Source organism: Acinetobacter sp. Brlt_5, assembly GCF_051949055.1.
In the GTDB taxonomy this organism is placed as follows: domain Bacteria; phylum Pseudomonadota; class Gammaproteobacteria; order Pseudomonadales; family Moraxellaceae; genus Acinetobacter; species Acinetobacter indicus.
This window is the reverse complement of the sequence record NZ_JAYJLP010000017.1, coordinates 62688-69278: the sequence shown is the minus strand read 5'-3', so window position 1 is coordinate 69278 and position 6591 is coordinate 62688. Positions and strand designations below refer to the sequence as shown.

Sequence of the window (6591 nt, the reverse complement as noted above, 5' to 3'; positions counted from 1 at the left end):
CTACAGGATTTCAGAGGGGTTGCAATACCTTTTTTAAAACTTCTGAAACGTGTGTTTATTTTATAATCCAAAAAATTTATAAATAATTGTTTTATTTATAAAAAATATTTTAAGAAAAATATTCGTTATTTTATTTGGAAATATCAATTTATATTAAGCTATTGAAATAAATAAATTTTATAAAATTTTAAAAATAAAAAGCAGGACTTTCGCCCTGCTTTTTGTCTGCATTTCGAGCTAATTAGAATTTAAAGCTCATTCGTGCCCAATAATTACGGCCCACATTATTGAATTGCTCGTTGGCGGCTAAACCAATACCTGCATTCCCCATTTTATTGAGATGTTCGGTATACGTCTTATCTAGAACGTTGTCGATTCCCACAGAAAGATCAACCCCATCGGAAAGATGGTACGTGCCGTTTAAAGATAAGGTGCCGAAACCTGCGCTTTCTTTCAGGTCATAGCCCACAATATTGCCCTGGTTCTGGCTAATCCGGTTTTGACCATCTACGATTCGCCAATAGGCACCCAAGGTATAACGATCCTGGATATAACGTAAGTTTACACGACCTTCAAGCGGTGCAATCTGTGGTAACGGCGTATTGTCAGTGGTGTTTTCACCCCAGGCATACATTGCGCTAACATCTGCCTGAATCGCATCGCTAAATTGATATGCCAGCCCCGCTTCTACACCCGCAATCGTGGCATCGACATTCTGGGTATGTGCTTCCAGCATACCCATACGGCCTGTTGGCAGATAATCGGTCAGTACAAAATCCTGAATCAACCCTGCATATGCAGACACCCAGGAGCTAAATGCACCATGCTCATGCTGATAACCAAAATCTAGCTGTAGTGTTTTTTCAGTATCAATGTTTTTAAAGGTATTGGTATTGCCATTTCCTGAAACGGGACTAAACAGTTCCCAATAATCTGGCATCCGTTCTACATAACCTAAACCAATATAGGTTTTAGCATCATGATGAGGATGCTGGTTTTCCAAACGGATAAAGGCACTCGGTAAGGTTTCCTGACGTTGCTGTGTGCTTTGTACCGCATCTACTTCAACCTGATCGACACGAACACCGCCCACCAAACGATTCTGCTCACTCAGCTGATAACCCAACTCACCAAAAGCGCCAACAGACTGAAACTTCATATCTTTGATACGTGGTAAGGCATGATAGGCAATATTATTTTCTGTATCGGTCTTACGGATTGTGTGCTCATTATTTTGAGTATCAATACCCGTAATAAAATCTAGCTGATCCCACTCATGTGTCACTGCCAGACGTGCGTTTAAGGTTTTACGCGCCACGTTGGTAGCCGTTTCTTCTGGCATCATCATGGTCGGCTTAAACTGACGCAAACTATAGTTATCCATCACATGATCATTAAAGTTGTAGTTAACCTGCGCTTCAATTCTCTTGATCACATCAGTGACGTTCTGTTTTTCAACGCGTAAACCCAGACTTTCACGGGCAAATTTGGAACCATCCATCATCCGGCCAGCATACACCGCTTCACCATCGGCTTTCCCCCCAGTCAGTTCGACCCAGGTATCTGCATCCGGGGTCCAGCCCAGTGCTACATCAGCATTCCAACGTTCCCAGTCCGATGGCACGGTATTGCCCTCACCATCCTGATAGCTATTCGATACCGAACGGTTGCTATTTAGGCGAATATATTTCTGCTCGTCGCCTGCTGCAACCTCAATATTATGGTCCAGACGGCCAAATGAACCGGCCAGCACACTCAGTTGACCACGATAGTGCTGATCTTCATCAAACTGTTCCGGACGGCGCTCAAAAATCACGGTGGCAGCTGAGCCGGTATTGGCATATTGCACGGTTTGTGGGCCTTTAATTACCGAAATCTGGTCATAACTTTCTGGTGAAATATAGGAGGTCGGTGAATCCATACGACTCGGACAGGCACCCAGGTTTTCTGTTCCATCGGTCAGAATTTTAATCCGCGAACCAAACATGCCACGGAAAGTCACATCGCCATTAGTACCAGCGCCACTGTTGACCGCGCTAAAACCGACAATACTTTGCAGATAATCTGCGCCATCGGTGGCTGGAATCGGTTGAATTGGCTGTTTCGGATAGGCACGGACAATCAGGCCGTTGGCATCATTGCCCTGATGCGCAGTCATCACAATAGGTGCCAGACTTTGGACGGGTGTTGGGGTTTCTGCAAACACAACTGGTGAATAACAAGCAACACAAATCGCAGCCGCAAGAGGCTGTAAAAAGAATTTTGGCTGAGCCATTTTTCATTTCTCACTGGAATACATATAAAACACGGCTTAAGTCATTCAAGACCCAAGCAAAACAAACGCGGTTTTATGCAAACAGTGGCGGTGCCCTACCCTGAGGAATAAGAAATAGTCGTTGCAGTGCAAACCAGACATGCTGGAAAGCTTTTTCAAAAGCGATAAAACGCACTTGAATACGATCAAGCACTTCTTTCACACTGAGTTCTGGCGGTAAAACGAGATTGCCGTACACGGTACAGTACTGGCATTGATGATTGGCATCATGATGATTATGCCCGTCATCTGAAATGACTGGTTGATGCTGACTGTGCAGATGTCCAGAATGGGCATGTCCATGCGCTGAATGATCAACCGGCAATAAAAGCGCACGCGTAATGGTTTCACAGACCGGTGCCACCTGATAGGCTTTCGGCAGCAAAGGCTGTAAAAAAACAGCAATCTGTAAAAATACTGCCATCAGTGAGAGCAGTAAACCACTACGAATCAACAAACATATATTCCTGCTTTTGACTGGCCCAAGTATAACAAAGCCCAATCGAAATTGGGCTGTTTTGTCCTGATCTTTTAGTCGCAGGGCTGTTTAGCGTTTAACCGCCACTTTCTGACGCTGACGCACCACTTTTTCGACTTTTTCACGGGCACGCTGGCGCTTTAATGGCGACAGATAATCGACAAAAAGCTTACCATTTAAGTGATCCATTTCATGTTGGATACAGACAGCGAGAAGTCCGTCCGCTTCTAACTCAAATGCTTGACCTTCAAGGTTAATTGCCTCAATTTTTACACGTGACGGACGCTCAACTTTGTCGTATATTTGAGGCACTGACAAGCAGCCTTCTTCATAAGGCTGGGTTTCTTCAGTCAATGGGGTAATTTTGGGGTTAATGAATACCATCGGTTGGTCTTTGTTTTCAGACAGATCCATCACAATCAGCTGAATATGACGGTCAACCTGCGTTGCAGCCAGCCCGATGCCGGGCGCTTCATACATGGTTTCAAACATATCTGCGGCGAGCTGACGAATTTCATCAGTAACTTCTTCGACGGGTTGTGCAATGGTACGAAGACGGGGATCGGGGAAACTTAAAATAGGTAATAAGGCCATATTACGTCCTCAGCTTTGCCATTGGTCAAATAACCGAATGAAGGAATGCTTCATCGAAAAAATGTATGTAAGATCGTTATTATAACGCAACTACATACATAATTTTAGGAATTATGATAATGAAAAAGGTTTTGAAGGGCACATCTTCTTTTCGTGCCTTGGGGTTAAAACAGCAGGCGCTGGCACTTGCGGTCTGTTTCAGTTTTGGGGTGGGCGCAGTCAGTACTGTACAGGCCGCACCGGCACGCAATATCAACCCACCGACCTTACAGGCCAATGCACCAAATGTGTATGTGGTGAAAAAAGGCGATACGCTGTGGGATATTTCCAAGAAGTTTCTGCAAAACCCGCTGCGCTGGCGTGAAATCTGGGCCAGCAACAAGCACGTGAAAAATCCGCACTGGATTTTCCCGGGAGATCGCCTGCTGATGTGTACCTATGATGGCCGCCCGATCATTGGTAAAGATGAAGGTGATGGCTGTGAAGGTATTATCCGTCGTTATACGGGTAACACCACCAGCCTGCAGCCGCAAATCCGGGTCGAGTCACTCAACAATACCATTCCGGTGATTCCACTGGAGTACATCCAGCACTGGCTGGAACGCACCAGCATTATTGCCCCTGAATCTTTGCAACAGACGCCTTATATTTTAGGCACGGCGGATCAGCGTGTATTGGCGGCTAAAGGCCAGAATGTCTATGCCCGCGGTCAGGGTCTGCAAGTTGGCCAGCGTTATGCCGTGTATCGTGAAGGCGAACCGTATATCTTCACCGATGCCAACGGTAAAAAATACAATGCCGGTCTGGAGCTGACTCAGGTTGCATCCGGTATTGCAGTACGCGGTGAAAATGACATTACTACCCTGGAACTGACCGACACCTACAATGCCGAAGTGCGTCGTGGTGATCGTGTGCTGCCAGAATATGACCCGATGTTACCGACCCTGTTCTATCCGACCAATGCCGAACATATTGCAGCGGATGGCCAGGTGGTACGTGTGATGGGGTCAATTGGGACCGCGGCTAAACACAGTGTGGTCACCATTGACCGTGGTCAGGCGCACGGCGTGCAATCCGGTCATGTATTTGCTGTAACTCAAAAAGGCGAAGTGGTCACCGATCCGAAAACCCGTGAACGGGTGCAGCTGCCAGGCGAGCGTATTGGCTATGCCATGGTCTTTAAAACCTTTGACCAGCTCAGCTATGCCTATATTCTGGACAGCGAACTACCAATTAAAGTCGGGGCCGGTATTCAGCCACCGATTATGGAAGATTAAGACTGAGGGATGAGCCATGCTGAATACGATATCACCCGGTCATCTCGCAACGATTCGCCTGTGGTATCTGGTTCAGCATTCACTCCCCAGCTTTTATAAATTAATTCGGCACTTCGGTTCGGCCGCTGCGGCCACCGAAGCCGGCAACCTGCAGCGCTGGGCAGAACTGGGACTGCATCAGAACCATCTGCAACGCGCACGGGATTTTCATCAAGCACAGGCACAAGCCGACTTCCAGCACTTGCTGCAGCGCGTCCAGCAACATACCGATTTTATTCTTATTCCCGAAGATGTCGGTTACCCCACCCAACTGCTGCCCTATACCGACAAGCCACCAATTTTATTTGGCCAAGGACAGGCACAACCTTTACTTCAGCCGCAAGTGGCAATTGTCGGCAGTCGCAAAGCCAGTCCGCATGGCCGGCAGGTGGCTTATGACTTTGCCTATTATTTAAGTGAAAAAGGCTTTTTTATTAACAGTGGTCTGGCGCAAGGCATTGATGAAGCAGCCCATCAGGGTGGCTTGAAACATCAACGTACCATTGCCGTGATGGGTACTGGTCTCGACCTCACCTACCCGGCCACACACCAGGGTCTGCGTGACCAGATTCTGCAACGGCATGGCACTATTATCAGTGAGTTCCTGCCACAGACCAAACCGCTACAGCAGCATTTTCCACGGCGTAACCGCATTGTCAGTGGACTTAGCCTGGGAGTGATTGTAGCCGAAGCCACGCTGGACAGCGGCTCGCTGATTACCGCCAAACTGGCGGCCGAGCAAGGTAAAACCGTGTTTGCCATTCCGGGACATATTTACAGTGAATTTCATCAGGGCTGCCATCAACTGATTCGGGAAGGCGCGATTCTGGTCGATCATCCGGAACAGGTCATTGAAGATCTGGCCTTGCCAACCCAATGGCTGAGCCAGCAGCAGGCGACCTTATCCGCTACAGCATCTGCAGCTGCCCACCCGACCTTACCCGAACATCTGTTGGCCCTATACAGCCAGCTGGACTGGGTCGGTAAAAATATGGACCAGCTGGCCAGCGAACTGCAACAGGAAACCGCCCATTTAACCGCGCAGTTAATGGAACTGGAGCTGCTCGGGATGGCGATGCAGCAATCGGGGCTATATCTGCGTTGTCGTCCATCACAATAAGGTTCACAATAGTACACCCCGCATAACCTCGAAAGGTGTACCACATGATTACAACCTCTGTTGCCGAAGCAGCCACTTGTCTACAGCAAGGACAGGTGCTGGCCTATCCTACAGAGGCAGTTTGGGGTCTCGGCTGTGACCCGTATAACCAGGATGCATTCATGCAGATTCTGCAACTGAAACAGCGTCCGATTGAAAAAGGCGTGATTTTATTGGCCGGTCATATTTCCCAGGTAGAACATTTGCTGCACAACCTGGCCGAACCACAGCGTCAACAGGTGATCGACTCCTGGCTCAATCCACCCGCAGAGCGTGCTACCACCTGGTTGTTGCCGGCAGGTGAGCATATTCCCAGCTGGATTAAAGGCCAGCATCCTAAAGTCGCGGTACGTGTAACCACGCATCCGCTCTGTGTTGCGCTGTGTCATGCCTTTAGCGGCTTTATTGTATCGACCAGTGCCAATCCGGCCGGACAGGAACCGGCGCGCTCCCTGCAAGAGGCCAGCCAGTATTTTGGCAATCAGCTGAATTATTTAAATGGCGATTTGGGACTCAGCCAGTTACCTAGCCGTATTCTGGATGCTGAAACCGGTGCCGTGATTCGTGACTGAAGATCGGGCCAGAAATGAAAGAAATTTCAGGCAAAAAAAAGCTCAACCATATAGGGATGGTTGAGCATAAAAAAGGATGTGTATCAATCACATCCAGAGGGTATCGAAATCTCTGGGCATTTCAGCAACAGGCGCTGATCTGCGATGGAGCGTATTAT

General features: G+C 47.9%; 6 protein-coding genes. 3 read left to right on the top strand and 3 right to left on the bottom strand.

The features are described 5' to 3' along the window. Nucleotides 1-241: 241 nt before the first annotated feature. The 3 genes from VF685_RS11705 to def all read right to left on the bottom strand — a co-directional run bounded on the left by VF685_RS11705 (nt 242) and on the right by def (nt 3386). A complete protein-coding gene (locus VF685_RS11705) occupies nt 242-2275 on the bottom strand; it encodes a TonB-dependent copper receptor (RefSeq protein WP_286385471.1) in 2034 nt (677 codons plus the stop codon). Between the two features lie 73 nt (nt 2276-2348). Then, nucleotides 2349-2771, bottom strand: coding sequence for a DUF2946 family protein (locus VF685_RS11700; protein ID WP_286385472.1), 423 nt, complete (start codon nt 2769-2771; stop codon nt 2349-2351). A 90-nt stretch (nt 2772-2861) separates the two neighbouring features. Continuing rightward, a complete protein-coding gene (gene def, locus VF685_RS11695) occupies nt 2862-3386 on the bottom strand; it encodes a peptide deformylase (protein ID WP_005181462.1) in 525 nt (174 codons plus the stop codon). A 119-nt stretch (nt 3387-3505) separates the two neighbouring features. On the opposite strand from def, the gene VF685_RS11690 reads away from it, so the two are divergent. From VF685_RS11690 to VF685_RS11680, 3 genes are read left to right on the top strand one after another with little or no spacing between them, the layout of a single operon-like run. Further along, a complete protein-coding gene (locus VF685_RS11690) occupies nt 3506-4663 on the top strand; it encodes a LysM peptidoglycan-binding domain-containing protein (protein ID WP_016658990.1) in 1158 nt (385 codons plus the stop codon). Between the two features lie 16 nt (nt 4664-4679). Then, the gene (gene dprA, locus VF685_RS11685; RefSeq protein ID WP_005181456.1) at nt 4680-5822 is read left to right on the top strand and encodes a DNA-processing protein DprA; all 1143 of its coding nucleotides are present in this window, start codon (nt 4680-4682) and stop codon (nt 5820-5822) included. Between the two features lie 44 nt (nt 5823-5866). Then, nucleotides 5867-6433: an L-threonylcarbamoyladenylate synthase gene (locus tag VF685_RS11680; protein ID WP_005181449.1), complete on the top strand. Its 567-nt coding sequence runs from the start codon at nt 5867-5869 to the stop codon at nt 6431-6433. Nucleotides 6434-6591 lie beyond the last annotated feature (158 nt).